Annotated in this window: 27 protein-coding genes; 18 read left to right on the forward strand and 9 right to left on the reverse strand. The window is 69.0% G+C overall.

Annotated features, from left to right (window positions below; all coding sequences use genetic code 11):
* The first annotated feature begins 144 nt into the window (after positions 1–144).
* Positions 145–999 carry a MurR/RpiR family transcriptional regulator gene (locus ACEU5R_RS19515; protein ID WP_103273823.1) on the forward strand — a complete coding sequence of 285 codons (855 nt, stop codon included), beginning with the start codon at positions 145–147 and terminating at the stop codon, positions 997–999.
* 210 nt (positions 1,000–1,209) lie between these two features.
* A complete protein-coding gene (locus ACEU5R_RS19520) occupies positions 1,210–1,806 on the forward strand; it encodes a YSC84-related protein (protein WP_103273824.1) in 597 nt (198 codons plus the stop codon).
* A 79-nt stretch (positions 1,807–1,885) separates the two neighbouring features.
* Here the strand turns inward: ACEU5R_RS19520 and ACEU5R_RS19525 are convergent, their stop codons facing one another.
* Entirely contained in the window at positions 1,886–2,119 is a 234-nt protein-coding gene (locus ACEU5R_RS19525) for a hypothetical protein (protein WP_103273825.1), read from the reverse strand.
* 119 nt (positions 2,120–2,238) lie between these two features.
* Positions 2,239–2,709 (reverse strand): Lrp/AsnC family transcriptional regulator, encoded by a 471-nt coding sequence (locus tag ACEU5R_RS19530; RefSeq protein WP_103273826.1) that lies wholly within the window; start codon positions 2,707–2,709, stop codon positions 2,239–2,241.
* A 159-nt stretch (positions 2,710–2,868) separates the two neighbouring features.
* On the opposite strand from ACEU5R_RS19530, the gene ACEU5R_RS19535 reads away from it, so the two are divergent.
* From ACEU5R_RS19535 to ACEU5R_RS19555, 5 genes are all read left to right on the forward strand, one after another.
* Positions 2,869–3,780, forward strand: coding sequence for a DMT family transporter (locus ACEU5R_RS19535; protein WP_392411313.1), 912 nt, complete (start codon positions 2,869–2,871; stop codon positions 3,778–3,780).
* A gap of 72 nt (positions 3,781–3,852) precedes the next feature.
* A complete protein-coding gene (locus ACEU5R_RS19540; RefSeq protein WP_103273828.1) occupies positions 3,853–4,077 on the forward strand; it encodes a hypothetical protein in 225 nt (74 codons plus the stop codon).
* Between the two features lie 280 nt (positions 4,078–4,357).
* On the forward strand, positions 4,358–4,570 hold the full coding sequence (locus ACEU5R_RS19545) for a hypothetical protein (protein WP_103273829.1): 213 nt from the start codon (positions 4,358–4,360) through the stop codon (positions 4,568–4,570).
* 153 nt (positions 4,571–4,723) lie between these two features.
* Positions 4,724–5,827 carry an AGE family epimerase/isomerase gene (locus ACEU5R_RS19550; RefSeq protein WP_392411314.1) on the forward strand — a complete coding sequence of 368 codons (1,104 nt, stop codon included), beginning with the start codon at positions 4,724–4,726 and terminating at the stop codon, positions 5,825–5,827.
* A 244-nt stretch (positions 5,828–6,071) separates the two neighbouring features.
* A complete protein-coding gene (locus ACEU5R_RS19555) occupies positions 6,072–6,287 on the forward strand; it encodes a hypothetical protein (protein ID WP_103273831.1) in 216 nt (71 codons plus the stop codon).
* A gap of 105 nt (positions 6,288–6,392) precedes the next feature.
* Here ACEU5R_RS19555 and ACEU5R_RS19560 read toward each other — a convergent pair whose 3' ends face one another.
* Entirely contained in the window at positions 6,393–7,322 is a 930-nt protein-coding gene (locus ACEU5R_RS19560; RefSeq protein WP_103273832.1) for a LysR substrate-binding domain-containing protein, read from the reverse strand.
* A gap of 122 nt (positions 7,323–7,444) precedes the next feature.
* Here ACEU5R_RS19560 and ACEU5R_RS19565 point away from each other — a divergent pair, with 122 nt between their 5' ends.
* The 8 genes from ACEU5R_RS19565 to ACEU5R_RS19600 all read left to right on the forward strand — a co-directional run bounded on the left by ACEU5R_RS19565 (position 7,445) and on the right by ACEU5R_RS19600 (position 14,940).
* Entirely contained in the window at positions 7,445–8,434 is a 990-nt protein-coding gene (locus tag ACEU5R_RS19565; RefSeq protein ID WP_392411316.1) for a Bug family tripartite tricarboxylate transporter substrate binding protein, read from the forward strand.
* A 2-nt stretch (positions 8,435–8,436) separates the two neighbouring features.
* Positions 8,437–9,315 (forward strand): N-formylglutamate amidohydrolase, encoded by an 879-nt coding sequence (locus ACEU5R_RS19570; protein ID WP_103273834.1) that lies wholly within the window; start codon positions 8,437–8,439, stop codon positions 9,313–9,315.
* 194 nt (positions 9,316–9,509) lie between these two features.
* Positions 9,510–9,860, forward strand: coding sequence for a hypothetical protein (locus tag ACEU5R_RS19575; protein ID WP_392411317.1), 351 nt, complete (start codon positions 9,510–9,512; stop codon positions 9,858–9,860).
* 164 nt (positions 9,861–10,024) lie between these two features.
* Positions 10,025–11,068, forward strand: coding sequence for an ABC transporter substrate-binding protein (locus ACEU5R_RS19580; RefSeq protein WP_103273836.1), 1,044 nt, complete (start codon positions 10,025–10,027; stop codon positions 11,066–11,068).
* A complete protein-coding gene (locus tag ACEU5R_RS19585; RefSeq protein WP_103273837.1) occupies positions 11,055–12,083 on the forward strand; it encodes an ABC transporter permease in 1,029 nt (342 codons plus the stop codon). The genes ACEU5R_RS19580 and ACEU5R_RS19585 overlap by 14 nt, the downstream gene beginning before the upstream one ends.
* Positions 12,077–12,916 carry an ABC transporter ATP-binding protein gene (locus ACEU5R_RS19590; RefSeq protein WP_392411318.1) on the forward strand — a complete coding sequence of 280 codons (840 nt, stop codon included), beginning with the start codon at positions 12,077–12,079 and terminating at the stop codon, positions 12,914–12,916. The genes ACEU5R_RS19585 and ACEU5R_RS19590 overlap by 7 nt, the downstream gene beginning before the upstream one ends.
* Complete coding sequence (locus ACEU5R_RS19595) at positions 12,910–14,385, forward strand: c-type cytochrome (protein WP_392411319.1); 1,476 nt, start codon at positions 12,910–12,912, stop codon at positions 14,383–14,385. Before ACEU5R_RS19590 ends, ACEU5R_RS19595 begins: the two co-directional genes overlap by 7 nt.
* 21 nt (positions 14,386–14,406) lie before the next feature.
* Positions 14,407–14,940, forward strand: coding sequence for an OsmC family protein (locus ACEU5R_RS19600; RefSeq protein ID WP_103273839.1), 534 nt, complete (start codon positions 14,407–14,409; stop codon positions 14,938–14,940).
* 95 nt (positions 14,941–15,035) lie between these two features.
* On the opposite strand, the gene ACEU5R_RS19605 is transcribed toward ACEU5R_RS19600, so the two are convergent.
* On the reverse strand, positions 15,036–15,878 hold the full coding sequence (locus ACEU5R_RS19605; RefSeq protein WP_103273840.1) for a LysR substrate-binding domain-containing protein: 843 nt from the start codon (positions 15,876–15,878) through the stop codon (positions 15,036–15,038).
* A gap of 106 nt (positions 15,879–15,984) precedes the next feature.
* Here ACEU5R_RS19605 and ACEU5R_RS19610 point away from each other — a divergent pair, with 106 nt between their 5' ends.
* Positions 15,985–16,974: a bile acid:sodium symporter family protein gene (locus ACEU5R_RS19610; protein WP_392411320.1), complete on the forward strand. Its 990-nt coding sequence runs from the start codon at positions 15,985–15,987 to the stop codon at positions 16,972–16,974.
* A gap of 89 nt (positions 16,975–17,063) precedes the next feature.
* Here ACEU5R_RS19610 and ACEU5R_RS19615 read toward each other — a convergent pair whose 3' ends face one another.
* Positions 17,064–17,447: a Rieske 2Fe-2S domain-containing protein gene (locus ACEU5R_RS19615; RefSeq protein WP_103273842.1), complete on the reverse strand. Its 384-nt coding sequence runs from the start codon at positions 17,445–17,447 to the stop codon at positions 17,064–17,066.
* Positions 17,448–17,500: 53 nt separating this feature from the next.
* Positions 17,501–19,294: an ABCB family ABC transporter ATP-binding protein/permease gene (locus ACEU5R_RS19620; RefSeq protein WP_392411321.1), complete on the reverse strand. Its 1,794-nt coding sequence runs from the start codon at positions 19,292–19,294 to the stop codon at positions 17,501–17,503.
* A gap of 293 nt (positions 19,295–19,587) precedes the next feature.
* Here ACEU5R_RS19620 and ACEU5R_RS19625 point away from each other — a divergent pair, with 293 nt between their 5' ends.
* On the forward strand, positions 19,588–20,415 hold the full coding sequence (locus ACEU5R_RS19625; RefSeq protein WP_103273843.1) for an aldo/keto reductase: 828 nt from the start codon (positions 19,588–19,590) through the stop codon (positions 20,413–20,415).
* Positions 20,416–20,467: 52 nt separating this feature from the next.
* On the opposite strand, the gene ACEU5R_RS19630 is transcribed toward ACEU5R_RS19625, so the two are convergent.
* Positions 20,468–20,653 carry a hypothetical protein gene (locus ACEU5R_RS19630; RefSeq protein ID WP_392411322.1) on the reverse strand — a complete coding sequence of 62 codons (186 nt, stop codon included), beginning with the start codon at positions 20,651–20,653 and terminating at the stop codon, positions 20,468–20,470.
* The gene (locus ACEU5R_RS19635; RefSeq protein ID WP_103273845.1) at positions 20,650–21,825 is read right to left on the reverse strand and encodes a PepSY domain-containing protein; all 1,176 of its coding nucleotides are present in this window, start codon (positions 21,823–21,825) and stop codon (positions 20,650–20,652) included. Before ACEU5R_RS19635 ends, ACEU5R_RS19630 begins: the two co-directional genes overlap by 4 nt.
* Positions 21,826–22,091: 266 nt before the next feature.
* On the opposite strand from ACEU5R_RS19635, the gene ACEU5R_RS19640 reads away from it, so the two are divergent.
* A complete protein-coding gene (locus ACEU5R_RS19640; protein ID WP_103273846.1) occupies positions 22,092–22,829 on the forward strand; it encodes a metallophosphoesterase in 738 nt (245 codons plus the stop codon).
* Positions 22,830–22,897: 68 nt separating this feature from the next.
* Here ACEU5R_RS19640 and ACEU5R_RS19645 read toward each other — a convergent pair whose 3' ends face one another.
* Positions 22,898–25,537: a PBP1A family penicillin-binding protein gene (locus tag ACEU5R_RS19645; RefSeq protein WP_392411323.1), complete on the reverse strand. Its 2,640-nt coding sequence runs from the start codon at positions 25,535–25,537 to the stop codon at positions 22,898–22,900.
* Positions 25,538–25,645: the final 108 nt, after the last annotated feature.

Here is a 25,645-nt window from a genome sequence, read left to right on the forward strand (position 1 = left end):
GCCGGCGTCTGGGCGCTGCTGGCGCGGGGGGGGGGGGGGGGGGGGGGGGGGGGGGGGGGGGGGGGGGGGGGCCGCCCCGCCCCCCCCCCCCCCCCGCCGCGTCATGCCGCGAGCCAGAACGTCCTTGTAGAATCGCCCCTCACCATGAACCTGAACCAACGCATCGCGGGCTATGGCCGCAAACTCTCCAAGACCGAGCGCCTGCTTGTCGACGAGATGCTGGCGCGTTATCCGCAAAGCCTGCTGGAATCCGCCACCGCGCTGGCACGGGCGGTGGGCACCAGCGCCTCGACCGTGGTGCGCCTGCTCGCCAAGCTGGGCTACGACAGCTATGCGCAGGCGCAGACCGAGGCGCGCGCGGAAGTCACCGCCCGGCTGGCCTCGCCGGGCGAGCGCGCCGACGCCATGGGCGCCGACGGCCACGGTGCGCGCGCCTGCCTGCACAACGCGCTGCTGCATGACCAGCACAATTTGCAGGCGACCTTCTCCACGGTGGATCCGGCGGTGTTCGAGGCCGCGGTGCGCGCGCTGACGCAACGCAAGGCGCGCGTGCACGTGCTGGGGCTGAGGCAGGCCGCGCCGCTGGCCGGCTACGCGGCGCTGTACCTGAACCTGTGCCTGCCGGCCGTGCGGCCGCTGGCCACGCAGGGGCCGTTGTTCCTGGAAGACCAGTTGCTATGGGTGGACGAACGCGACGTGCTGCTGGCCTTCACCTTCCGGCGCTACTCGGTGGCGGCGGCCAAGGCGCTGCGTGTGTTCCGCGAGCGCGGCGCGAAGGTGGTGCTGATCACCGACTCGGCTTCCGCGCCGGCCGCGCGTTGGGCCGACCAGGTGCTGGTGGCGCAGTGCTCCAGCGCCTCGCCGTTCGATTCCTACACCGCGCCGATGGCGCTGTGCAATGCCTTGCTGGCGGCGGTGGCGCAGCGCTGCAGGCAGCCGCTGGGCGAGGCGCTCGCGCGTGGCGAGGCCTTGTGGGACGCGCAATGGATACGCTCCTGAACGCCGGCGCCTGTCGGCCGCCGGGCCAGACTGTATGTATTTTCCCGTAAACTCCTACCAGATGTTGCCGGCGCGCTGCGCGTGCGGTTGCATGGCGGCATCTACTGAAGTGCCGCGGCAGGTTTTGTTGCGTTTATCACAATCGTGTGGCTTGCCTTGGCCCCCCTGGCAGTTACAGTGGGGGCGGATGACAACAACAAGGAGCGTTCCATGTTCGATTCTCTTCCCATGTTCCGCCGCGCCGGCCTGGCCGCCGCGACCATCAGCGTCGCCGGCCTGCTCTTCGCCGGCTGCACGACCACCACGCCGACTTCATCGGCCACGCCCGCCGAGCAGCGCAAGTCGCTCAGCAGCGCGGCCGACGAGACCTTGGGCAAGCTCTACCAGGCGTCGCCGCAGTCCAAGGAGTTGGTGGCGCGCGCCAAGGGCGTGCTGATATTCCCGGACGTGCTGAGCGGCAGCTTCATCATCGGCGCCGAGCACGGCAAGGGCGTGCTGCGCGTGGGCGGCGCCAATGCCGGCTACTACAGCACCACCGCTGGCTCGATCGGCTTCCAGGCCGGCGCGCAGTCCAAGGCCATGGTGTTGCTGTTCATGACGCAAGGCGCGTTGGACAAGTTCCGTAACAGCAGCGGTTGGACCGTTGGGGCCGACGCGACTGTCGCGGTGGTGGATATCGGCGCGAATGGCCGCATCGACACCAACACGGCGCAGCAGCCGGTGGTGGGCTTCGTGATGAACAATGGCGGGCTGATGGCTGGTGTGTCGCTGGCCGGCACGAAGATATCCAAGATCGACGGACTGTGATCCTTGACCGGCGCCATGGGCGCCGGACCGCCCGCGCTGCGCGGGCAGCAGCGGCCGGCTTTGCCGCCCGCTTTCCATTTCAAAGCATGGCGGCGTCGCCGCCCTGGCGCACGGCTTGCGCGCGCGCGATCTCGGCGGCTTCGATTTCAGGATCCAGGCCGCGCCAGCGCAGGATGCGGCCGCGCGATTCCTCGGGCTCCCATCCCAGCAGGCCGTAGCGCGTGATCTCGGTTTCGCCGGAGGCGAACTCCACTTCGAAATATCCCTGGCGGTCGGGCAGCGCGCCGCCGGGGAACCAGTCGGTTTCGGGCATGGTGTGCTCCTTGGGTGGCGTTGGGAAACGGCGCCTGCCGGCGGCGGGCGCCATGCGCCTTCATTGTGCGGGGCATGGCGGCATCCCGCAAGCCGCGCGGCGTATGGGTTTGCGCGGGTTTAGGCCAGCGGCACCGCGGTGGTGTAGAGCACCTGCTTGAGCGCGAAGCTGGAGCGGATGCTGGCCACGCCGGGGATGCGCGTGATGTGTTCGACGATCAGCCGTTCCAGCGCGTCCACGTCGGGCACCAGCGCGCGCACCAGGTAGTCGGCGTCGCCCGACATCAGGTAGCACTCCATGATCTCCGGCAGCACCGCGATCTCGCGCTCGAACACGTCCAGGGCGGCCTTGCGCTGCTTGTCCAGCGAGATCTGGATGAACACGTTGACCTTCAGGCCCAGCTTGCGCGCGTTAAGCAGCGTGACGCGGCGGTCGATCAGGCCCTCGGTTTCCAGGCGCCGCACCCGGGCCAGACAGGGCGAGGCCGACAGATTGACCCGGGCGGCCAATTCCACATTGGTCAGGCGCGCGTCGCGCTGAAGTTCGTTCAGGATCCGGATGTCGGTGGCGTCCAGGTTGATGTCCAGCATGAATGACCTATGAAAAAGGGATAGTCGATTGGTTTGTGCTGAGTATGCCTGTGGTTGCGGCAAATTGAAGTCAATAATGCTGGGGTTAACCCTATAGACTTTCGCCTTCTTCGGCAAAAGGGCCGAGGCACGGAATAAACAGCGGTAAATCAGGCAGCAATGAGTCAGTACAGCAGCATGCGCGGTTTTCTGCCCCTGGCGGGCGCGGTGATGATCTGGGGCGGCAACTGGCCCGTCATGAAGCTGGGGCTGGACCACATGAGCCCGCTCTGGCTGGCGGCCAGCCGCTTCGGCTCGGCGGCGCTGATCAGCGCGCTGGTGTTGGGGCTGATGGGCCGGTTGCGGCCGCCGACGCGGCAGGAGTGGCCGCTGGTCGCCGGCGTGGCGCTGCTGCAGATGGGCGCGTTCACGGCGTTGGCGCTGTGGGCCTTGCAGTATGTGGCGCCCGGCCGCGCCTCGGTGATCGCCTACGCCACGTCGATCTGGGTCATCCCGCTGTCCGCGTTGGTACTGAAGGAACGTCTTTCCGCCGCGCAGTGGCTGGCCACGCTGCTGAGCTACGCGGGCATCGGCGTGATCGTGGCGCCCGCTTTCAGCCCCTGGCAGGCGCACACGGTGATCGGGTTGGTCATGCTGCTGGGCGCCTCGTTCGCCTGGGCCTGCAACATCATCCAGCTGCGCGGCAATCGCCATGTGCGGCTGGGCGCCGACATGATTCCCTGGCAGACCGGCATCGCGACCGTGCCGCTGGCCGCGCTGGCTTGCCTGCGCGACGGCGCGCCGGCTTTCCTGGCCGTGCCGGACGCCTGGCCCGTGATCTTCTACACCGGGCCGCTGGCGACGGCGCTGACCTTCATCGTGGTGCTGGGCATGACGCAGAAGCTGCCGCCTGTGGCCACGTCCATCGCCATGCTGTGCGTGCCGGTGATTGGCCTGGTCGTGTCCTCGCTGGTATTCCACGAGCGCATCTCCGCCGATCTGGCCCTGGGCCTGGGACTCATCGCGCTCAGCGTGGCGGCCTCGGCGGTGGCGTCGCGGCTGAAGCGCCCGCTGGCGCTGCGCGCGTCATGAGGGCAGGGCTCGCCGCTGGCGCCGTGCTATCGTTGAACCCGGCGACAGCGAGTTTGAATCAGAGAGTACGGCATGGCATTGCATCGTTTCCAGAAGGGTGAATTGGGCCATTGGCTGCGCACGGTCGCGGACAATGCGCAGCCGGGCGCCGCGCAGGCGGAGATTCCCGCCGACATCGCCCAGGCGCTCCAGACCTTGCGCTGCATCGAGGCCGATGACGACGGCCGCTGGCGCATTACCGACAAGGGCCTGCTGGCCCTGCGCATGGAAGAGCCCGGCGCCATCCATCTGCGCTGAGGCGGCGGATCGGCGCAGGCCGATCCATTCCCAAGAATCTTGCGAATGTTTTCCAGGAAGGACGCAATGCTGCGGCCTTTGCGCGCGCGCCTGCGCGACATGCGGGAATCTCCTGAGATGGAATCTGCCATTTCGCGCCCCGTCGCGGTATCGCCGCGCGCGCGGCACCGGTAAGATGAACTCGCGTGACGTTTGCAGGTCTATTCATACGAGCGGGCTTTCTGCACCCGCCGCGTCACGCGTGGTTCACGCGTTTAGGTAACCGACTGGGAGGTAACACATGCAGCATCGTGACCAGGAAGTACTGATCGACGTTTCCACAGCGGCCATGGATACCGGCGGATATGGCGTATTGCTGACGGTAACGGCCGAGGGCGGCACCGAAGTGGATGCCGCATTTTCCCACTTGGGCAACTGCGCCTCGTTGGACGAGGCACGTGATCGCGCGGAACTGTTCGCGCAGAACTGGGTCGAGGAAAACATCTTCCGCTAGCGCGGAAACCATGCAGAAGGGAGTTCGTAGCCGTATCGGTCTGTGTGGTCATGGCGCTTGGCTATAGGCGCGGTGAAAAGAATGCAGCGAAAATTTCGGTTATCGTCGCTGCTCCATAACATGAGGCTCCGTTGGAGCCCGCGCCGTTCCAAGATGGCAGCCGCACAGACCAACTCCACGCTCGCAGCCGGCATTCGCGCGCTGCGCGCGCATTTCGATTCAGTGATCCTGCCCATGTGGATGGGACCGGGCTTCAACCAGGCGCTCGGGCTACCCTTCGAATCACTGGATGCCGCTTCCGGGAATCCGCTGCCCGCCGAACGTTATCGCGCGATGGCGTGCGCGCGCCAGCTCTACGTGTACGCCGAGGCGTCGGGGGCCGACGCGGCCGCGCATGCCGACCGCCTGTTCGAGTCCCTGTGCGCCCATTTCCAGGATGCGCGCGGCGGCTGGCGCTACAGCGTGGACGCGCAGGCGCGTCCGTTGGACGAGACCCAGGATCTCTATACCCACGCCTTCATCGTGTTCGCCTGCGCCGCGTATTTCCGGCGCTCGCACAACGCCGGGGCGCGCAAGCTCATGCTGGGCGCGGCGGAAACCATCGAGGCCCGCTTCAAGCGGCCCGACGGCCTGTACGAAGCGGCTGTCGCTTCGGACTGGAGCCGCGCGCTGCGCGGCCCGGCCCAGAATCCCATGATGCATCTGACCGAAGCCTACCTGGCCGCCGCGCAGGTGGCCGAACCGGCGCTGTTCGCGCAGCGGCTGCGCGCGCTGGCGCAGGGCATCTCCCAGCATTTCGTGCATGCGCCCACGCAGTGCGTGTCCGAGGCGCCGCAGGGAACCCCGGACAACCGGCATGAGCCCGGCCATCAGTTTGAATGGCTGTCCCTGGTGCGCGGCGCGGCCGAAGTGTTTGACGGACTCGAACTGGCCGAGAGCCTGCCGCGCGCCGCGCAGTGGGCGCGCCGCCATGGCGTCGACGCCATGGGCGTGCGCGCCGCGCTGGCGGAAAACGGCGCGGTGCGCGACGACACTCGCCGCATCTGGGCGCAGGCGGAGTATCTGCGCATGCTGGCGGTGCTGGGCGAGCGCGAAGCGCTGGCCGGGGCGCTCGATGGCTTCCGCGCCCGGTTCCTGCATGCCGGCGGCTGGTACGAGTGCCTGGATGCTCAGGGAGCGGTGGCGCGCGGCGATATGCCGTCGACCTCGCCATACCACCTGGCGACCTGCCTGGCGGCGCTGTCAGAAGCGTGCTGATGCTTGCTGATGCTGGCCATATGGCGCCATATGGGGCTAATGTGGGGCTGATATGGAGTGTGGCATCCACGTTGACTTCGTCGGAGCGGATCCGGCGATCCTGCGTAGCGCCTTGCGCGGATTGCGCTGACTGTCCGATTTCTGCACATATTTCCCGCTCATTCTTGCTTCGTTAACAATTTTTTGCGAAGAACATTGGTGAAATCCCTTACAATTTCGTAACTAAGTTTGTGGGGAAGCATCAATGAGCGTTATGTGCTTGGCTTGCCAACGCATTAACCCTGGCCTGGCCGGCGTCGCGCCGCACGCGCAGCTCGGCCACCAAGGATTCACCAACCCGACGCAGCGTGGCCGCGAGGAAAGCCGCGAGGATCATTTCCGCTGCCTGAGCTGCGGCGCCAAATGGTTGCGCGAAACGGACAAATGGGGCGTGGACCTGGGCTTCAAGCTCGCGCCCTGATTTTCCACGGCGGCATCGAAGGAACCAGCCCCTTGCGAGGGGCTTTATCACGTCTGGCGGCCGCGCCGCAGGCGCGGCAGAGGGGGCGGGCGAGGAGCAAGGGGCCTAGCCTCCTGCCGCCGCCACGTCCGGATCCGCGCCGGCGGTATCCAGCAGCCATTTCCTGAAGCAGGCCAGCGCGTAGTGGTCGCGCCGCTGTGGCGGCGCGCAGAGATGGTAGCCGCGGGCGATGCGCGCCTGCAGCCCGGGGAAGGGCGCGGCGACGCGGCCGGCCAGCAGATCATCGCGCACCAGGCAGCGCTGCAGCACGGCGATGCCCATGTCCGCCATCACGGCCCGCACCAGCAGCGAGACCTGATCGAAGCCGCTGGCCAGCTTCAGTCGCTCGCGCGGCGCGCCGACGGCGCTGAACCATTGCGCCCAGTTCTCCACGCCATTGCCGTGATAGAGCAGCGGCTCGCCCAGCAGGCCGGCGGGCGTGTCCCACATGCCTTGTGACCGCCGCGCTACCAGGCGCGCGGGATGGCAGATGACCACCATTTCGCGGCCGATCACGTAGTCGGCCTGCCAGCCGGGCCATTGGTCCCGCTCGCCCGAGAGAATGCTGGCGTCGGGCGTGGCGCCGGAAAAATCCTCGTCGCGCCGGTATGGCGCGAAGCTCAGCTGGATCTCGGGGTGACGCTGATGGAAGTCGGACAGGCGCGGCATCAGCCAGGCGCTGGCCAGCGTCGGCACGCTGGACAGCGTCAATTGCAGCCGGCGGTCCTGCGCGCGCAATCCGGCGCTCAGGGTTTCGATGGCGCGCAGCGGTTCCTGGGCGCCGTCATAGAGCTTGCGGCCAGTGTCGGTCAGCGTCAGGCCGTGCGCGTTGCGGCGCATCAGCGGCTGGCCGAAATGCGCCTCCAGGCGCGAGATCGCCCGGCTGACCGCGCCCTGGGTCACGCACAGCGCCTCGGCAGCCTGGGTGAAGCTGCCCAGGCGGGCCGCCGTGACGAAGGCGTGCAGCTCCGACATGGAAGGCGAATGCAGACGCATCGGGCGATCTCTTGCATGATCTTTGGTAATGAAGGCGTGCAATATAGTCGTTTGAAAGGCGACCGTAAAGTTCGGACACTGGCGGCCTGCAACGACCACGTCACTTTCCCGGAGTAGCCCTCATGTCCCGCCGCCTTTCCGGCCGGTTCGCGCGCGTCGCGCTCGCCGGCATCATCGCCACGCTGACCTTTGCCGGCGCCGCCCGCGCCGCCGACTATCCCACCCGGCCGATCAAGCTGGTGGTGCCCTTCGCCGCAGGCGGTTCCACTGACATCGTGGCGCGCCTGGTGGCCGAGTACGCAGGCCGCGACCTGAAGCAGACCATCGTGGTCGAGAACAAGGCCGGCGCCGGCGGCTCGCTCGGCATGGAGCAGGTCGCCCGCTCGACGCCGGATGGCTACACCATCGGCATGGCGACGATGAGCACGCACGGCTCCAACCCGGCCGTCTACCGCAAGATGAACTACGACCCGGTCAAGGACTTCGCGCCGATCGGCAACGTGCTGGCCGTGCCCAGCATCTTCGCGGTCAATCCGCAGATCCCGGTCAAGAACATGGCCGAGTTCGTGGCGCTGGCCAAGGCTACGCCCGACAAGTACAGCTTCGCCTCGCCCGGCGTGGGTTCGCTGGGCCACGTGAACATCGAGAACTTCATGATGCTGGCCGGCATGAAGCTGCTGCACGTGCCGTATCGCGGCGCGGGTCCGGCGCTCAACGACGTGATGGGCGGCCAGGTGGACGCCATCACCGACAACCTGTCCTCGACCCTGCCGCAGGTCGCCGGCGGCAAGCTGCGCGCGTTGGCCGTGCTGGGCGCGCAGCGTTCGCCCTTGCTGCCGGACGTGCCCACCTACATCGAGCTGGGCTATCCCGATATGGGCACGGGCGGCTGGTTCGGCCTGGTGGCGCCGGCCGGCACGCCGCCGGCCGTGATCGAACGCCTGAACCAGGCGGTGCGCGCGGCGATGGATAATGCGGAATTCCGCAAGAAGGCGGAGGACGTGGGCGGCACGCTGATGCCGACCACACCGCAGGAGTTCCAGGCCCAGATCAACGAGGCCCTGGCCCGTTACGCCAAGGTGGCCAAGGCCGCCAACATCCAGGCAGACTGACGATGACGCAAGCCGATTTCCAGCCCGTATCCGTATTCGAACCCGCTGTCGCGGCGTTGCCGCTGGTCTGTGATTCGCCGCACAGCGGCGAGACGTATCCGGCGGATTTCGGTGCCGCGGCTTCGCTGGCGCAGCTGCGCCAGGGCGAGGACACGCATGTGGACGCGCTGTGGTCGGCGGCGCCAGCGCTGGGCGCGACCCTGGTCGCCGCCAATTTTCCGCGCGTGTACATCGATCCCAATCGCACGCTGCGCGACCTGGATCCCGAGCTGTTGGCCGAACCCTGGCCCGGGCCGCTGGAGCCCGGTGAAAAGACGCGATTGGGCAAGGGGTTGATCTGGCGCCGCATGGACAAGGCCACGCCGATCTACGACCGCAAGCTCACGCTCGCCGAGGTGCGCCATCGCATCCAGGCCTATTACGAGCCCTATCATGCGGCCCTGTCGCGCGCGATCGGCGATACCGTGCGGCGCTTCGGCGCCGTCTGGCACCTGAACCTGCATTCCATGCCCAACGACGCCTATGAGCGGCTGGGCCGGACCAGTCCGCATCCCTTGGCCGACTTCGTGCTGGGCGATCGCGACGGCAGCACGTGCGAACCGGCGTTCATCGCCCTGATCGAGACCGCCTTGCGCGCCAAGGGCTATACCGTTGCGCGCAACGATCCCTACAAGGGCGTGCAGCTGATCGCGCAGATCGGCCAGCCCGCGCTGAACCGTCACAGCCTGCAGGTCGAGATCCGCCGCCCGCTGTATATGGACGAGGCCAGCCGCGAGCGCAACGAAGGTTTCGAAGCGCTGCGCGCGGACCTGACCGACGTGCTGTCGCAAACCGCCGCCTATGTGCGCGAGCGCATCACCGCGACGGAATCGACAAAATAGAAAATACGCCGCGATGGCGGTTCCTCAAGGCGGCAAGAGCGGCGTTGACGCATGTCAACGCCGTTTTTATTGGCGCTGGCAAGATGGGTCCCCCTGTGCCAGCGGCGGCTGCTTAAGTTTCAGCCGCGTCCGCCGTTGTCGTAGGACAGCAGCGTGTCGCGGTGCGACCGCGCCATAAGAGACAAGGAACCGGCATGGCCGAGAAGATCATCAACGGATTTTCAGTGGTGGCGTATGCGACGCAACCCGAGGGACGCGTGCCCGCGCGCGCGTTTCTGGAGACGCGGCGCCTGCCCGTTAAACCGTCCAAGGACGCCGTGAAACCGTCCAAGGACGCCGCGAAGGCGCAGGCGGAAAAGGCGGCGCAGCAGGAAGGCGAAGAGCCGCAGGATCAGGCGCCCGAGCAGGAAGAGCCGCAGCCTTTCGAGATCTTCATCAGCCGGCGCTTTCGCAGCACGGTCGAGGCGATGTCGGCCGCGCGCAACGCGCTGGACCGCGTCAAGAGCGTGGACGCGGAAGGCGTGCCCGACCACCTGCCGGAGTAGGCCGCGCGCCGCGCCGGCGGCGTTGCCGCCGGCATTCCGATGGCGCCGCGCGCCACCGGTCACATATTGTTATCCCGACTTTGTATTTGTCCTGGCCCTTGGCGCAGACGGATGATGCCGCATGGCAAGCATCGCCATTCACAGTCTGCTCATAAGGAAGGTTGATGAATACGAAAGTCCACACGGGCGCGGACGGCGCCCGGGGTTTGTCGCGCGGCATATCCCGCCGCGCGCTGTTGCGCGCCGCCGGCGTCGCCGGCCTGGCCGCGCCGCTCGGCATGCTGGGTTCGCGCGTGCTGGCGGCCAATACCGCGCCGCGCACTTTCAAGATCGCGTGGAGCCAGACCGCCGTCTGCCAGTCGCCCGTGTCGGTGGCGCTGGAGCGCGGCTTTTTCGACAAGTACGGCCTGCGCGTCGAGCGCATCAACTTCAGCGGCTCGACCGATCAGCTGCTTGAAGCCATCGCCACCGGCCATGCCGATGGCGGCATCGGCATGGCGCTGCGCTGGCTCAAGCCGCTGGAGCAGGGCTTCGACGTCAAGCTGGCCGTCGGCACGCACGGCGGCTGCATGCGGCTGCTGACGCCGGCCGATTCGCCCATCAAGAGCGTGCAGGATCTGAAGGGCCGGCGCGTGGCCGTGTCGGACCAGGCCAGCCCGGTGAAGAACTTCTTCGCCATCCGCGTGGCGCAGCTGGGCCTGGATCCCGATCAGGTGGACTGGCGCCAGTATCCGCAGGACCTGTTCGGCGAAGTGCTGAGGAAGGGCGAGGTCGACGCCATCGCTGGCGACGATCCGCTCATCTACACGCTGCGCGAGGACAACAAGCTGCGCGAGATCGCCACCAATCTGGAAGGCGACTACGAGAACCGCACCTGCTGCGTGCTGGGCCTGCGCGGCGACCTGGTGCGCAAGGACCCGGAGGCCGCCGCCGCCATCACGCGCGCAGTGATCGACGCGCAGCGCTGGACCGCGTCCAATCCCGACGAGACCGCGCGCATCTTCGCGCCCTACGTGCCGGGCAAGGTGCCGGCCGAGCGCGTGGCGCAGATCCTGCGCAGCCACACGCACGGCCATGCCTCCACCGGCGCCGCGCTGCGCGAGGAAATCGTGGGCTACGCCAAGGACCTGAAGATCATCAAGGTCCTGAGCGCGAACCTGGACATCAACAAATACGCGCAAGCGGTGGTGCCCAATGTCCTCGGCTGACGCGGCGTTGGCCGCCAGCGCGGCGCGCGCACCGGCGGGCGCCGCGCGCGCGCCGGGATGGCGCCTGTGGAAGACCGGCGCGGTCGCCGCCGCGCTGTGGGCCGGCGTGGGCGGGCTGACGCTGGGCCTGCCCAATATCGAGGTCGGCTTCACGTCCTGGAGCTATACGCGCGAGTTCGGCGTGGCGGCGCTGGCGCTGGCGGCCCTGTTGCTGCTGGCGGCGGTGTCGGGCCGCGAACAGGCCCGGCCGGCGCAGGCGCTGCGCCGCGCCGGACCGTGGTTCGCGGCGCTGGCGGTGGCCGTGGGCGGTTGGGAGCTGGCAACCGCCAAGCTGGCCCTGCTGCCCAGTCCCTTCTTCGCGCCGCCGCAATCGCTGATCGAGGTCTACGTCTCGGACTACAAGCGGCTCCTGGACAGCCTGATCAATTCGCTGTGGCTGCTGTTCAACGGTTTCGCGCTGGGCGCGGCGGCGGGCTTCCTGACCGGCGTGGCGATCGGCTGGTCGCGCGGGCTCGGCTACTGGGTGCATCCGGTGCTGCGTTTCCTGGGACCGGTGCCGTCGACCGCGCTTTTGCCGATGGCGTTCTACTTCTTTCCGTCCGGTTGGTCGGCGGCGGTGTTCCTGATCGCGTTGGCGACCTGGTTCCCCGTCACCGTGCTGACCTGGTCCGGCGTGGCGGGCGTGAACCGCGCCTACTACGACGTGGCGCGCACCATGGGCGCCAGCGAGTGGTTCCTGGTGCTGCGCGTGGCCATACCGGCGGCGTTGCCGCAGGTCTTCGTCGGCCTGTTCATGGGGCTGGGCGCGTCGTTCTCGGTGCTGGTGGCCGCCGAAATGATGGGCGTGAAATCCGGCCTGGGCTGGTATCTGTCCTGGGCGCAGGGCTGGGCGTCGTACGCCAATATGTACGGCGCGCTGATCGTGATGGCGCTGGTGTTCTCGGGCCTGATCACGCTGCTGTTCCTGGGGCGCGACCGCCTGCTCGCATGGCAGAAGGGAGTCGTCAAATGGTAGCCGTGGCGCAATCGGTTTCCCCGGCGCCGTCGGCGCATCCACCGGGATTCGGCGCTGCGGCGGGCGTGCCGGCGGCGCGCGGCGCGGCCCTGTCGGTGCGCGGTGTCAATCACCGCTTCGAGCTGGAAGGCGCGGCCCTGCCGGTGCTGGACAACATCGACCTGGATATCCAGCCGGGCGAGTTCGTGGCTCTGCTCGGTCCGAGCGGCTGCGGCAAGTCCACGCTGCTGCGTCTGGTCGCGGGACTGGAACCGCCAGCCGAGGGCGCGCTGCTGGCCGACGGCGAGCCCATCGCCGGTCCGTCGCCCTCGCGCATCGTGGTGTTCCAGGACCCCACGCTGTATCCCTGGCGCACGGTCCGGAACAACGTGGCGCTGGGCCTGCAGGCGCGCGGCCTGCTCAAGACCCAGGGCGCGCGCGTGGACGATGCCTTGCAGCGCGTCGGCCTGCAGGCCTTCGGCCAGGCTTATCCGCATCAGCTGTCCGGCGGCATGGCGCAGCGCGCGGCGCTGGCGCGCGCGCTGGTCAATGACCCGCGCATCCTGATCCTGGACGAGCCCCTGGGCAAGCTGGATTCGCTGACCCGCATCGCCATGCAGTCCGAGCTGGTGGACTTGTGGCAACGCGCGGGTTTCACCGCGCTGCTGGTGACGCACGACGTCGAGGAAGCGCTGTTCATGGCGACCCGCATCGTGGTGCTGAGCGAGCGGCCGGCGCGCATCAAGGACGAGATCGTCAATGACCTGCCGTATCCGCGTCATCGGGGCGATCCGAAGCTGGCGGCGTTGCGGCATCGCGCCTTGGCGCTGCTGGGCCTGGACGCGACGTGGTGAGTACCGTGGCGATGGCGCTGGCGGCCGCGGCGGCGCCAGCGGCCATGCTGGCCTGGTCGCGGGCCGCCCTGGCGGGCGCGGGCGGGGAGGGGCGCGCGCGGCTGGCCTGGGCTTCGGCCTGGACGCTGGCCGGGGTGGCCGGGCTGGTGGCCTTGGGCTGGTCGCGGGCACAGGGCTTGCCGGGCCTGCTGGGTTCCCGCGCCGGACATCTGGCGCTGGCCTCGAGCGCGGCGCTGGCATTGGCCCTGGCCGCCGCATGGCTGTGGCGGCGCGAGGCGGATACGGATTCCCATGACGGCAAGCCGGCGCGTCGCGGCGCGGTGCTGGCCGCCGGCGCACTGGCCTTGCTGGCGCTGCTGCTGGGGCAGGGCTTCGCCTGGCAGGGCGGCGAGTCGCTGGCGGTGGCCCATTGGCCCTTTGCCTGGCGCTATGACGCGGACCTGCCGGTCAGCCCGCATACCTGGCGGCGGCTGGCCTGGGCCGGCGCGCAGATGGCGTCGGCCGTGCTGCTGGCCCTGGCGGCGTGGCGTTGGCGTCGCTGGTGCATCGCCCTGTCGCTGGCGGCCATCGCGCTGGGCGCGAGCGTCAGCTGGCCGCATCCGCGCATGCTGCTGACCGAGGCGCGGGCCACTTCCTACCAGCGTTCGCCGCTGCCGTTCTCGGACCGGGAGCTGCTGCGCGGCGCGGCCTTGTACCAGGCGCACTGCACGTCCTGCCACGGGGCGGGCGCGGACGGACGCGGCGTGCGCGCGGCCAGCCTGCCGCGCTGGCCCAGCGTGCTGGGTCCGGCCCTGTTCGACAACCGGCTGGAGGGCGAGCTGCACTGGCGCGTGGCGCATGGCGGCGACGCGCCGCAGGACGCCCCGGCCATGCCGGCCTTTGGCGCGGCGCTGAGCGACGACGACATCTGGCGCGTGCTGGACTATCTGCGGCTGCAGGCCTATGGCCTGAGCGGCGGGGCGGGCATGCCGGCGGTGCCGGCGCCGGCCGTGGCGCTGTCGTGCCGGGATGGCCGAGCGGCCTGGCTGACGGACCTGCGAGGCCTGCCCGTGCGGGTGCTGGCGCAGGCGCCGGGCGCCTCGCCCGAGCCACAGGACCCGCGCCTGCTGACCGTGGCCCTGAGCCGCGACGGCGCGCCGGTTACCGACGCGGACTGCGTGGCGACGGGGCCGCAAGCCTGGGCCGCCTATGCGCTGGCGGCCGGCCTGCCCGAGGATGGGCTGGCCGGCGCGCAATTCATGGTGGACCGGCGCGGCTGGCTGCGCGCGCGCCGGCTGCCGGGCGCGGCGCCGGCCTGGACCAGCGCCGACAACGTCTGCGGCCCCGACGGCCGCATGGAGAACAGCTCGGCCCAGGGCCTGGGCGAGCTGCTGGGCGCTATGGACCGCAAGCCCATCCCCATTCCCGATATCCGGCGCGCTCCGCAAGGAGCGGGCCTTCCGGATGCGCGTCACGCGCATCGTTCCTGAGCAAGCACCGAGACAGAAGCCATGAGCAACTTGAACGAATACCTGGGCCAGAAACGCGAAGCCGTGCTGCGGCGCAATGCCCGCGATCCGCAGACCGTCGAGCCCGTGAAGCTGCGCGCGCAGGTGTCGGCCGAAGGCCGCAGCGGCGTGCGCCGCATCCGCATCCGCGATCATCAGGTGGTGAGCGACAGCCCCGCCGATTTCGCCGGTTACGACCTGGGCCCCAGTTCGCCCGAGCTGCTGCTCGGGTCGCTGGGCAGCTGCCTGACGCACATCTTCCTGATCAAGGCGGCCGAATTGCAGCTGCCGCTGGAGTCGCTGCAGGTGGAGATCGAGGGCGACCTGGATCCGCGCGGCGGCAAGCCGGGCTATGAGAACGTGCCGTTCTTCCCGCACAACATCCGCTACACCGCGCACATCGTGTCGCCCGCCGACGAGGCGCAAGTGCGCGCGGTGCACGAGGCGGTGGAGCAGTGGTGTCCCATCCTGAACCTGCTCAAGCGTCCGCAGCCGCTGGAGGGCAGCGTGCGGCACACGCGGCCGGCGACGCAGTAGACAGGGCCGGGAGCGGGGCGCGGAGCCCGGCGCGATCAGGGCGTGGGCCAGGGCGCTGGCCTGAGCGCGGGTTTGGGCGAGAGGGGACCGGACGCTCAGGCCAGCCGGCTGCGCATCAGGATCTCGGTCAGCGCGCGGGTGGGCCGGTTGGGCGAGGGCGCCGCGATCACGATGAATTCCACCTGTGGCAGCGGCGGCAGCCGCTGCGCGCCGGCCGGCGGCGCGAGCCCGGCGGTGGACAGGTGCGACGGCTGCACCGTCACGCCCAGGCCGGCGCGCGCCGCCGCCTGGCAGCCGGCATAGCTGGTGCTGGTGCAGACGATCTGCCAGCTGCGTCCGGCGCGCGCCAGCGCGTCCAGCGCCAGCCCGCGCGTGACGCTGGGCTCGCGCAGCAGGATCAGCGGCAGCGGCGCGTCGGGATCCAGCGGCAGGCCTTCCTTGGCCTGCCACAGCAGCGCTTCCTTGTGCAGCGTCTGGCCGCGCCGGTCGCCGCGCCTGCGCTTGCCGATCATCACGTCCAGCGCGTTGTCGTCCAGCAGCTTGTACAGCTCGCTGGTGACGCCGATGCTGATGTCCAGCTCGACCTCGGGATGCGCCAGCCGGAAGGCGGCCAGCACGTCGGGCAGGGGCCCCAGCGCCAGGTCGTCGGAGGTGCCCAGCCGCACGCGGCCGCGCAGCCGGGGCGCGTCGAACAGGCGTTCGGCCCGTTCGTGGGCGTCCAGGATGATGCGCGCATGCACCAGCAGGCTGCGGCCGTCGCTGGTCAGCGCCAGCGTGTGGGTGTCGCGCACGAACAGCCGCCGGTTCAGCGCCTGCTCCAGCTGGCGCACGTGTTCGCTGACGGTGGGCTGGGTCAGGCCCAGCCGCCGCGCGGCCTCGGTGAAGCTGGGCGCGGCGGCCGCGGCGGCGAAGGTCTTGAGCCAGAGCGGATTGAGCATGGCGGCTGGTAATAGGAAATTCCGATGACAGTCAAAGTAATCAATGGGCTTCACGATGGCAAGAGGCGCGCCTATAGTGGCCGGGAACTGTCCTGGAACTTCCGCCATGCGCCGCTTTCTGCCCGATGCCTTCACCCTCACGCTGATCGCCACCGTGATCCTGGCCAGCGTGTTTCCCGCCGTGGGCCAGGGGGCGTCGTTCATGCTGGTCGCCAGCAACGTGGCGATCTCGCTGCTGTTCTTCCTGCATGGGGCGCGGCTGTCCACCGACGCCATCGTGGCGGGCGTGAAGGACCTGCGCCTGCATGCCCTGATCCTGGGCTGCACCTTCGTGCTGTTCCCGCTGCTGGGACTAGGGCTGCGCGCGCTGTTCCCGGGGCTGCTGACGCCGGGGCTGTGGCTGGGCGTGCTGTTTGTCTGCACGCTGTCCTCCACGGTGCAGTCGTCCATCGCCTTCACGTCCATGGCGCGCGGCAACGTGCCCGGCGCCATCTGCGCGGCCACCGCTTCGAACCTGCTGGGCACGGTGCTGACGCCGCTGCTGGTGGCCGTGCTGCTGCACCGCCAGGGCGGCGGTCACGGGCTGGCCGACGCCGGCCGCATCCTGCTGCAATTGCTGCTGCCGTTCGCGTTGGGTAGCCTGCTGCGACCCTGGATCGGCGCCTGGGCCCAGCGCAACAGCCGCGTGCTGTCCAAGGTGGACCGAAGCTCGATCCTGCTGGCCGTCTACACCGCCTTCAGCGAAGCGGTGGCGCAGGGCATCTGGCACGCCTTTCCGCCGCTGGACCTGGTCACCATGGTGCTGGTCAACGCGGTATTGCTGGGCGCAGTGCTGCTGATCACCACCTGGGGCGCGCGCCGGCTGGGCCTGTCCAAGGAGAACGAGATCACGCTGGTGTTCTGTGGCTCGAAGAAATCGCTGGCCTCGGGCATTCCGCTGGCGACCGTGCTGTTCGGCACGTCGCAGATGGGCATCGTGGTGCTGCCCCTGATGATCTTCCACCAGATGCAGCTGATGGTCTGCGCGGTGCTGGCGCGGCGCTATGCCGACCGGGAAGCGCCGGCGGCAGGGGACGCGGCGCCGGCCCGGGTCTGACGCGGCCCGGGCCTGGAGCCGGCCTCGCCGTATGGCCCCCGAGCCAGGGACAGCACACCAGCCGTCCGGCGGCCAGGGACGGCCCGCGCTCAGGCGGCGTCCAGCGGGCGGATCTTGCCGGCGGGGCGCCAATAGACCGCGCCGTCGCGTTCCTGCACATCCAGCGCCGTGAGGCGGCCGTTCTTGCAGGGGCCGCCCACGCACAGGCCGGTGTCGGGCTGGTAGGTGGCGCCGTGGCGCGCGCACATGATGAGGTCGCCCGCGCGGGTGAAGAAGCTGCCTTCCCAGTCCAGTTCCACGCCCACGTGGGCGCAACGGTTCAGGTAGCCGTGCACGCGGTCCTGGTAGCGCACGAAGAAGGCCGTGGTCTGGCCGGCGGCATCGTGCACCGGCACTTTCACGCCCAGGCCGCCGTTCACCAGGTCGGCGGCGCTACAGACGAGGACTTCGGGGGCGGCGGGGGATTCCTGCATGGCGGGGCCTTGGATTCAAAGGGGGCGATCTTCGGACAGTGGGGGAGGGCTTGTCAATCCGCCGGGCTTCGCAGCTGCCGCGCCCACATGCCGGCGTAGACGCCGTCGCGCGCCAGCAGTTCCTGGTGGCGGCCGCGCTCGACCACCAGGCCATCGGCCAGCACGATGATCTCGTCGGCGTCGGCCACGGTCGACAGCCGGTGCGCGATGATGAGCGTGCTGCGACCCTGGCTGACTTCGCGCAGGTTGGCCTGGATCTCGCGCTCGGTGTGGGTGTCCAGCGCGCTGGTGGCTTCGTCGAACAGGAACACGGCGGGATTCTTGAGCAGCGTGCGGGCGATGGCCACGCGCTGCTTCTCGCCGCCGGACAGCTTCAGCCCGCGTTCGCCCACCATGGTGCCGTAGCCGTCGGGCATGGCCATGATCAGGTCGTGCACATGGGCCAGTCGCGCGGCGGCCTCGATCTCGGCGTCGCTGGCGCCGGGGCGGCCGTAGCCGATGTTGTAGCGGATGGTGTCGTTGAACAGCACCGTGTCCTGCGGCACCACGCCGATGGCGGCGCGCACGCTCTGCTGGGTGACTTCGCGCAGGTCCTGGCCGTCGATCAGGATGGCGCCGGCGTCGGTGTCGTAGAAGCGGAACAGCAGGCGCGCGATGGTGGACTTGCCCGCGCCGGACGGGCCGACCACGGCCACGGTCTTGCCGGCCGGAATGCGGAAGCTGACGCCCTTCAGGATCGGCCGGCGCTCGTCGTAGCCAAAACGCACGTCGCGGAATTCGACTTCGGCGCCGGACACGGCCAGATCGCGCGCGCCGGGCCGGTCGGCGATCTCGCGATCCTGGTCCAGCAGTTCGAACATGCGCTCCATGTCGATGATGGCCTGCTTGATCTCGCGGTAGATGAAGCCGAAGAAGCTCAGCGGCGAATACAGCTGCAGCAGGTAGGTGTTGACCAGCACGAAGTCGCCCAGCGTGTAGCGGCCCTCGGCGATGCCCTGGGCGGCCATCCACATGACCAGCGTCAGGCCCGCGGAAATGATGGCGGCCTGGCCGATGTTCAGGATCGACAGGCTGACCTGGCTGCGCACGGCGGCGCGCTCGTAGCGGCTGAGCGAGGCGTCGAAGCGCCGCGCCTCGTGCTCCTCGTTGCCGAAGTACTTGACCGTCTCGTAGTTCAGCAGGCTTTCGATGGCCTTGGTGTTGGCCTCGGAGTCGGTCTCGTTCATCTGGCGGCGGAACTTGGCTCGCCATTCGGTGACCAGCAGCGTGTAGGCGATGTACAGCGTGACCGTGGCGCCGGTGGCCAGCGCCAGCCAGCCGTCGAACATGCGCCACAGCACCACGCAGACCAGTCCGATCTCGAAGAACGTGGGCAGGATGTTGAACAGCAGGAAGGACAGCAGGGTCTGGATGCCCTTGGTGCCGCGTTCGATGGCGCGGTTCAGCCCGCCGGTCTGGCGCGCCAGGTGAAAGCGCAGCGCCAGCCCATGCAGGTGGCGGAAGATCTGCAGCCCGACGGCGCGAATGGCGTGCTGGCCGACGCGGGCGAAGATGGCGTCGCGCAGTTCGGAGAAGATCAGCGACAGCACCCGCGCCCCGCCGTAGGCCAGGATCAGGCCCAGCGGCACGGCGACCGCGCCGGGCGCGCCCTGGCCCAGCGCGTCGACCGCGTGCTTGTACAGCACCGGCACGTAGACGGTCGCGGCCTTGGCCGCGAACAGACAGAGCAGGGCGATGACCACGCGCGCCTTCAGGCCGGGGCGTCCGGGCGGCCATAGATAAGGGAACAGGGTGCGCAGGGTGGAAAAGCCGTTGCGGCCCTGGGGCCGCGTGGGAGTGGCAGGCATGAGCAGATGGAATAGGTGGTGGGCGCGAGAGGCGGGTCGGAGCCGCCAGCGCGGCGCCGGCCGACTTGCGGCGGCCGGGTTCAGGGCGCCATTATCGGACAGCGGCGCTATTATCTGCCTGAAAACCCTGGGGTCGGCCTGCTATTCCAGGGCATCGCGATCCAGCATCGCATCGCGGGCGCAGCGCGACGGGCCCGCATTCCTTGTGTTACAGACCAGGGGCTCCGCCCGGCTGCGGTTCCTGGTCGCGCGGCCGGGCCGCCAGGGCGGCGCCGCGAATCATGGAGGGGTTTATGTCGAAAGTACCCGCAGTCAAATTGAACGACGGGAACAGGATTCCGCAGTTGGGCCTGGGCGTGTGGCAAGTGCCGGACGAGCAGGCCGCCGCCAGCGTCAAGGAAGCGCTGGCCGCCGGCTACAGGTCCGTGGACACGGCCGCGATTTACCAGAACGAGGAAGGCGTGGGCGCGGGGCTGCGCGCGGCCGGCGTTGCTCGCAAGGACCTGTTCATCACCACCAAGCTGTGGAACGACAAGCACGGCTACGACGACGCCCACGCGGCGATGGACGAGAGCCTGCGCAAGCTGGGCCTGGCCTATGTCGATCTGTACCTGATCCACTGGCCGGTGGCCGGCAGCGACAAGTTCCTGGAAGCCTGGCGCGCGATGATCGAGATGAAGCAGGACGGCCGCGCGCGCTCGATCGGCGTGTCGAACTTCACCGAGGCCAACCTGAGCCGGTTGATCAAGGATTCCGGCGTGACGCCGGCGGTGAACCAGATCGAGCTGCATCCCGGATTCGCGCAGCGCGAGCTGCGCGCCTTCCATGAGCGCCACGGCATCGCCACCGAATCCTGGAGCCCGCTGGCCCAGGGCAAGGCGGTACAGGAAAAGGTGATCCAGGAACTGGCGCGCAAGCATGGCAAGACGCCGGCGCAGATCACGCTGCGCTGGCACCTGCAGAGCGACCTGATCGTGATTCCGAAGTCGGTCACGCCGGCGCGCATCCGCGAGAACATCGACGTGTTCGATTTCGAGCTGTCGCGGGCCGACATGGACGCCATCGACGGCATCGTCGAAGGCGCGCGGTTGGGCCCGGATCCGGAGCGCTTCGGCAAATGAGCGATGCGCGCCCGGCCTGGGCCGGGCGCGGCTGCGCGGGCAGGAGCGCGCGTCAGCGTTCCTGCGGGAAGGCCCAGTAGCGCACGATCACGCCCAGCAGGATGGTCAGCGCCGTCCAGGAAGCCCAGTGCCAGCCGCCGGTGCCCAGCAGCGCGGCCAGCAGGCCGAACACGCTCAGCAACCCCAGCACGATGGGCGCGCCCCAGACGAACATGAAACCGCGATTCTGCTTGCTCATGCGGGCGTCCTTTGCACGGCGGCCGCCGCTTCGTGCCGGCGCATCAGGTCGGCGATGCGCGCCTCGGTGGCGCGGCGTCGCGCCAGCCACAGGTACAGGCCGCTGACCAGCACCACGATGGTGATCAGGTCGAGCAGGGCCCAGATGATCTTCAGCGGCATGCCGCCGTAGTCGCCGAAATGCAGCGGACGCGACAGCTCCAGCGCGGTCAGGTACCAGGGCATGCGGGCCACGGTGGTGAGCGCGCCGGTCGCGCCGTCCACCAGCACCGGCGTGTTCAGGCGCGAGGTGAGCGGGGTGTCGCCGCGCATCCACACCAGGTAGTGGTGAGGGCTGCCGTAGGCGTTGCCGGGAAAGGCGATGAAGGAAATCTCGGTGCCGGGCATGGCCTGGCGCGCGGTATCTGCCGCCGCCTGCACCGAGGCCAGCTCGGCGGGAATGCCCTGGCCCTTGTAGGGCTCCAGGATGCCGACCAGCTCGGTGGACTGCCACAGGCGGAACAGCGGCGTGGACAGCTCGTTGACCACGCCCGTCAGTCCCACCACGAAGGCCCAGACCAGCGTGACGATGCCCAGCAGGTTGTGCAGGTCCAGCCATTTGAGCCGGGTCGAGCGCGAGGCGCGCACCGTGCCGAATTCGAGTTTCTTCATGAACGGGCCATACAGCACCACGCCCGACACGATGGCCACGCAGAACAGTAGGCCCATGAAGCCCAGGAACAGCTCGCCCGGCAGGCTGGCGAACAGGTCCACGTGCAGCGAGAGCATGATGCCCATGAAGGAAAAGCGGTCCTGCGAGTAGAGCGGACCGTCCAGCAGCACGTCGCCGGTGCGCGCGTCCATGCGCACCGCGTGGCCGGAAGCCAGGCCGTCGCCCGGCTTCTTGGCCATGCCGACGAAGGCCTGCGGCTCGTCCGGATCGAAGGACAGGTAGTCGACCACTTCGGCGGGGTACATGGAGCGGGCCTGGGCCACCAGCTTGTCGAAGTTGGCGCGCGGCGTGCCGGCGGGGACGTCCGACAAGGGCTTGCCGTCATCCAGCCAATGCTCTATCTCGTGGTGGAACACCAGCGGCAGGCCGGTCAGGCAGATGATCAGCAGGAACGCCGTACAGATCAGACTGGTCCATTTGTGGACCACATACCAGGTTTTGATGGTGGAGGCGGAGGCCATGGGATGGGGGACGGCGGAGGGCCGCAAGCGCGGCCCTCGGGTGTGTCGGTTGATTGGAAGCGGAACAGTATCACGAATAATAGCTATTCTCGTAGCGTTTTGTGCGACGCCGGCCACTCCCGAGCGCTCGCCTGTCGCGGGCGAGCCGGCGGCCGTCAGCGCGCGGTTTCAAAGCGGGTTAAAAAGTAAGCTTGGCGGCGCCGTGCGGATGGCGTCCGCCCGCCGCCCCAGGCGGAGTCCGTGCCTGTCCGCCACCCTGGAACACCATGCAGCAGCCTTTCCTCAGAATCCCTCGCAACGTCTCCGGCCGCGACTTCGCGGTGGGCGATGTGCATGGGCATTTTTCCCGCCTGCGTCAAAGCCTGGATCGGTTGGGTTTCGATCCGGCGCGCGACCGGCTGTTCTCGGTGGGCGACCTGGTGGACCGGGGGCCGGAGAACGAGCAGGTGCTGGACTGGCTGCGGCAGCCCTGGTTCCACGCGGTGCAAGGCAATCACGAGGACTACGCGATCCGCCACGTCCGCAGCGGCAAGGTGGACCAGATGAATTGGCGCGGCTACGGCGGCGGCTGGTTCCTGGACCTGCCCGAGGAACGGCAGCGCGAGTACGCGCAGGCCTTCGAGGCCCTGCCCGTGGCGATCGAGGTCGAAACGCGCGATGGGGCGGTGGGGCTGGTGCACGCGGACTGCCCGGTGCTGTTCTGGCCGCGCCTGGAAGAGGCGCTGCGCGACCGCTACAAGCGCACCAGCGCGGTCTGCCAGTGGTCGCGTGACCGCCTGCGCCTGGTGGATCGCGCCGGCGTGCTCGGCGTGCGCGCGGTGGTGGCCGGGCATACGCCCGTGGCCGAGCCGCTGTTGCTGGGCAACGTCTATCACATCGACACGGAAGGCTGGAAGGACGGCTACTTCACCTTCCTGGACCTGGAATCGCTGCAGGCCTGGCCGCGCGCCATGGTGACCGAGCCCGAGTCGGCGGACGACGAGGCGGGCCAGGATCCGGCCTGATTCCTCTTCAAGACGGCTTCATATAGGCAGGACAGCGGGCGCCGGGCCAGACCCGGCGCCGCATCGGCTTACACGCGCGGCACGGGGATGGGCGGAAAGGCGGGGTCGCCGCCCGCGGGGGCCTGGCCCGGGGACTGGCCCTGCGCCCGGCCCGGCACAGCGCCGGGCGTCGGCACGGGCAGCGGCTGGGCCACCGGCGCCTGGGCCGGCAGGCCTTGCGGCTGCGCCTGGTCCGGCTGGGCGATCGCGGGCTGTCCGGCGGCGGCCGGTCCCGCGCCGGGCTGACCCGCGCCGGGCAGCGCCGCGCCCGGCGTGGACAGCGGACGCACCGTGTTGTCGACGCCGCCGGTTGAGCGGTTGTTGTTGAGGAAATCGGTCAGCGCATCGCCCGAGGACAGGTCCAGCGAGGCCACCGCCTGGCCGGGCGGGAATTCACTGAAATAGAACTCGCCGTTGTCCACCAGCAGGCCGTCCGGACGCGGCGCGGGCTTGCTTTCGGGCACGCCCTTGAGCACGGGCTGCATGTAGTCGAGCCAGGTGCTCAGGGCCAGGCCGCTGCCGAATTCGTTGGTGCCCAGCGAGCGCGGCTGGTCGAAACCCATCCAGACAGTGGTGGCCAGCGTGGGCGTGAAGCCCGAGAACCAGACGTCGACGGCCTCGTTGGTGGTGCCGGTCTTGCCGCCCACGTCGTTGCGCTTGAGCTGCTGGTGCGCGCGCGCGCCGGTGCCGCTGGTGGCGGCGTCGCGCAGGATGCCGTCCATGACCCAGGCGGTGCGCGGGTCGATGGCGCGCGCGGCGGCGTCGCCGGCGACCACGGGCTGGGCCTGCATCAGCACATGGCCCGAGCGGTCGGTGACGCGGTCGATCAGGAAGGGCGTGACGCGGTAGCCGCCGTTGGCGAACACGCTGTAGCCGTTGACGACCTGCAGCGGCGTGGCGCCGCCCGCGCCCAGCGCCAGCGGCAGCACCGCCGGCCAGCGCGCCTTGTCGAAGCCGAAGCGGGTCAGGTAGTCCTGCGCGTATTGCGGGCCGATGGCCTGCAGGATGCGGATCGACACCATGTTCTTCGAGCGCATCAGGCCCTGGCGCAGGGTCAGCATGGGCTCGTAGCGGTTGCCGTCGTTCTTGGGCGACCAGGCCTTGGAACCGGTCTGCTCGGCGGTCAGCATGAAGGGCTGGTCCGAGATCTGGGTGGCCGGCGTCAGGCCGCGCTCCAGCGCCGCCGCGTAGACGAAGGGCTTGATGTTCGAGCCCGGCTGGCGCCAGGCCTGGGTGGCGCGGTTGAAGGTGCCGCGGTTGTAGTCGAAGCCGCCGATCATGGCGCGGATCGCGCCGTCCTGCGGCGCCATCGACACCAGCGCCGCCTGCAGCGCCGGCATGTTGATGATCTCCCAGCCGTCGCCGGCCTTGTGGATGTAGACCACCGAGCCGCGCCGCAGCCGCTGGCTGTCGGACGCCTTGGGGTTGAGCGCGCGGGCCACCACGGCCAGCGCCTTCTTGTCGGAAATCGTGATGATGTCGCGCGCGCTGCGGGCCACGGTCACTTCCGTCGGACTGGCGGCCAGCACCACGGCGGCCAGCAGGTCCTCGCTGTCCGGCGTTTTTTCCTGCACACCGTCCAGGATGTCGTCCAGCGCCTGGGCGTCCTTCTCGACGCCGTCGGGCAGGTCGATCTGGTCCTCGGGGCCGGGATAGACCGAGCGGCGGGTGTAGTCCAGCACGCCGTCGCGCACCGCGCGGTAGGCGGCTTCCTGCGCCTTGGAGTCGATCGTGGTGTAGACGTCGATGCCCTTGGAGTAGGTCTGTTCCTGGAACACGCCGTACATCAGCTGGCGCGCCAGCTCGGCCGGATAGTCGCCGTGGATGGCGAAGCCGCGCGGGCTGGCGCCTTCGGTGCCACGCACGACCACGCGCTGCTTGAAGGCTTCCTCGGTCTGCTCGGGCGTCAGGTAGCCCAGCGCCTTCATGCGGTTCAGCACATAGTGCTGGCGGATCTCGGCGCGCGCGAAATTGGTGATCGGATTGAAGCGCGACGGCGCCTTGGGAATGCCGGCCAGCATGGCGGCCTCGGCCGGCGTCACTTCCGACAGCGGCTTGCCCAGGTAGGTGCGCGAGGCGGCCGCGAAGCCGTAGGCGCGGTGGCCCAGGTAGATCTGGTTCATGTAGAGCGCCAGGATCTCGTCCTTGCTAAGCTCGGACTCGATCTTGAAGGTCAGCAGCAGCTCGTAGAACTTGCGCGAGTAGGTCTTTTCCGACGACAGGTAGAAGTTGCGCGCCACCTGCATGGTGATGGTGCTGCCGCCCTGGCTCTTTGAGCCCTTGACCACGTTGGTCAGGATCGCTCGCGCCACGCCCATCCAGTCCACGCCGCCGTGGCGGTAGAAACGGTCGTCCTCGGCCGACAGCACGGCATTGCGCATGACTTCGGGAATTTCATCGAAGCGCAGCACGTTGCGGTGTTCTTCACCGTATTCGCCGATCAGGACCTTGTCGGCCGTGTAGATGCGCAGCGGCACGCGCGGCCGGTAATCGGTCATGGCGTGCAGGTCGGGCAGGCTGGGCCAGGCCAGCGCCAGCGCCAGGCCGAGCAGCACGGCGGCGCAGACGCCGGCGCCGGCCACGGCGACGCCGGTCTTGATCAGGAAGGGCTTCCAGGAGAAGCGCCGTTTGCCGCGAGGGGCGTCGGAAGAATGCTGGGGATTGCTCATTGCTGGCGATTCTAGGGCGTAACGCGATAGACCGGCTTTGCGGCGATTTGGTTTCGGTAACCAGACATGGCCGGGCCGCTCGGGGACGGAAGGGGGCGCATTTGCGGG

The organism is Achromobacter sp. 413638 (assembly GCF_043119405.1).
GTDB lineage: Bacteria > Pseudomonadota > Gammaproteobacteria > Burkholderiales > Burkholderiaceae_B > Achromobacter.

Excerpts from the sequence above, each read along its gene's own strand:
- ACEU5R_RS19515 (WP_103273823.1), top strand. The coding sequence starts at position 145 with ATGAACCTGAACCAACGCATCGCGGGCTATGGCCGCAAACTCTCCAAG.
- ACEU5R_RS19520 (WP_103273824.1), top strand. The coding sequence starts at position 1,210 with ATGTTCGATTCTCTTCCCATGTTCCGCCGCGCCGGCCTGGCCGCCGCG.
- ACEU5R_RS19525 (WP_103273825.1), bottom strand. The coding sequence starts at position 2,119 with ATGCCCGAAACCGACTGGTTCCCCGGCGGCGCGCTGCCCGACCGCCAG.
- ACEU5R_RS19530 (WP_103273826.1), bottom strand. The coding sequence starts at position 2,709 with ATGCTGGACATCAACCTGGACGCCACCGACATCCGGATCCTGAACGAA.
- ACEU5R_RS19535 (WP_392411313.1), top strand. The coding sequence starts at position 2,869 with ATGAGTCAGTACAGCAGCATGCGCGGTTTTCTGCCCCTGGCGGGCGCG.
- ACEU5R_RS19540 (WP_103273828.1), top strand. The coding sequence starts at position 3,853 with ATGGCATTGCATCGTTTCCAGAAGGGTGAATTGGGCCATTGGCTGCGC.
- ACEU5R_RS19545 (WP_103273829.1), top strand. The coding sequence starts at position 4,358 with ATGCAGCATCGTGACCAGGAAGTACTGATCGACGTTTCCACAGCGGCC.
- ACEU5R_RS19550 (WP_392411314.1), top strand. The coding sequence starts at position 4,724 with ATGGCAGCCGCACAGACCAACTCCACGCTCGCAGCCGGCATTCGCGCG.
- ACEU5R_RS19555 (WP_103273831.1), top strand. The coding sequence starts at position 6,072 with ATGAGCGTTATGTGCTTGGCTTGCCAACGCATTAACCCTGGCCTGGCC.
- ACEU5R_RS19560 (WP_103273832.1), bottom strand. The coding sequence starts at position 7,322 with ATGCGTCTGCATTCGCCTTCCATGTCGGAGCTGCACGCCTTCGTCACG.
- ACEU5R_RS19565 (WP_392411316.1), top strand. The coding sequence starts at position 7,445 with ATGTCCCGCCGCCTTTCCGGCCGGTTCGCGCGCGTCGCGCTCGCCGGC.
- ACEU5R_RS19570 (WP_103273834.1), top strand. The coding sequence starts at position 8,437 with ATGACGCAAGCCGATTTCCAGCCCGTATCCGTATTCGAACCCGCTGTC.
- ACEU5R_RS19575 (WP_392411317.1), top strand. The coding sequence starts at position 9,510 with ATGGCCGAGAAGATCATCAACGGATTTTCAGTGGTGGCGTATGCGACG.
- ACEU5R_RS19580 (WP_103273836.1), top strand. The coding sequence starts at position 10,025 with ATGAATACGAAAGTCCACACGGGCGCGGACGGCGCCCGGGGTTTGTCG.
- ACEU5R_RS19585 (WP_103273837.1), top strand. The coding sequence starts at position 11,055 with ATGTCCTCGGCTGACGCGGCGTTGGCCGCCAGCGCGGCGCGCGCACCG.
- ACEU5R_RS19590 (WP_392411318.1), top strand. The coding sequence starts at position 12,077 with ATGGTAGCCGTGGCGCAATCGGTTTCCCCGGCGCCGTCGGCGCATCCA.
- ACEU5R_RS19600 (WP_103273839.1), top strand. The coding sequence starts at position 14,407 with ATGAGCAACTTGAACGAATACCTGGGCCAGAAACGCGAAGCCGTGCTG.
- ACEU5R_RS19605 (WP_103273840.1), bottom strand. The coding sequence starts at position 15,878 with ATGCTCAATCCGCTCTGGCTCAAGACCTTCGCCGCCGCGGCCGCCGCG.
- ACEU5R_RS19610 (WP_392411320.1), top strand. The coding sequence starts at position 15,985 with ATGCGCCGCTTTCTGCCCGATGCCTTCACCCTCACGCTGATCGCCACC.
- ACEU5R_RS19615 (WP_103273842.1), bottom strand. The coding sequence starts at position 17,447 with ATGCAGGAATCCCCCGCCGCCCCCGAAGTCCTCGTCTGTAGCGCCGCC.
- ACEU5R_RS19620 (WP_392411321.1), bottom strand. The coding sequence starts at position 19,294 with ATGCCTGCCACTCCCACGCGGCCCCAGGGCCGCAACGGCTTTTCCACC.
- ACEU5R_RS19625 (WP_103273843.1), top strand. The coding sequence starts at position 19,588 with ATGTCGAAAGTACCCGCAGTCAAATTGAACGACGGGAACAGGATTCCG.
- ACEU5R_RS19630 (WP_392411322.1), bottom strand. The coding sequence starts at position 20,653 with ATGAGCAAGCAGAATCGCGGTTTCATGTTCGTCTGGGGCGCGCCCATC.
- ACEU5R_RS19635 (WP_103273845.1), bottom strand. The coding sequence starts at position 21,825 with ATGGCCTCCGCCTCCACCATCAAAACCTGGTATGTGGTCCACAAATGG.
- ACEU5R_RS19640 (WP_103273846.1), top strand. The coding sequence starts at position 22,092 with ATGCAGCAGCCTTTCCTCAGAATCCCTCGCAACGTCTCCGGCCGCGAC.
- ACEU5R_RS19645 (WP_392411323.1), bottom strand. The coding sequence starts at position 25,537 with ATGAGCAATCCCCAGCATTCTTCCGACGCCCCTCGCGGCAAACGGCGC.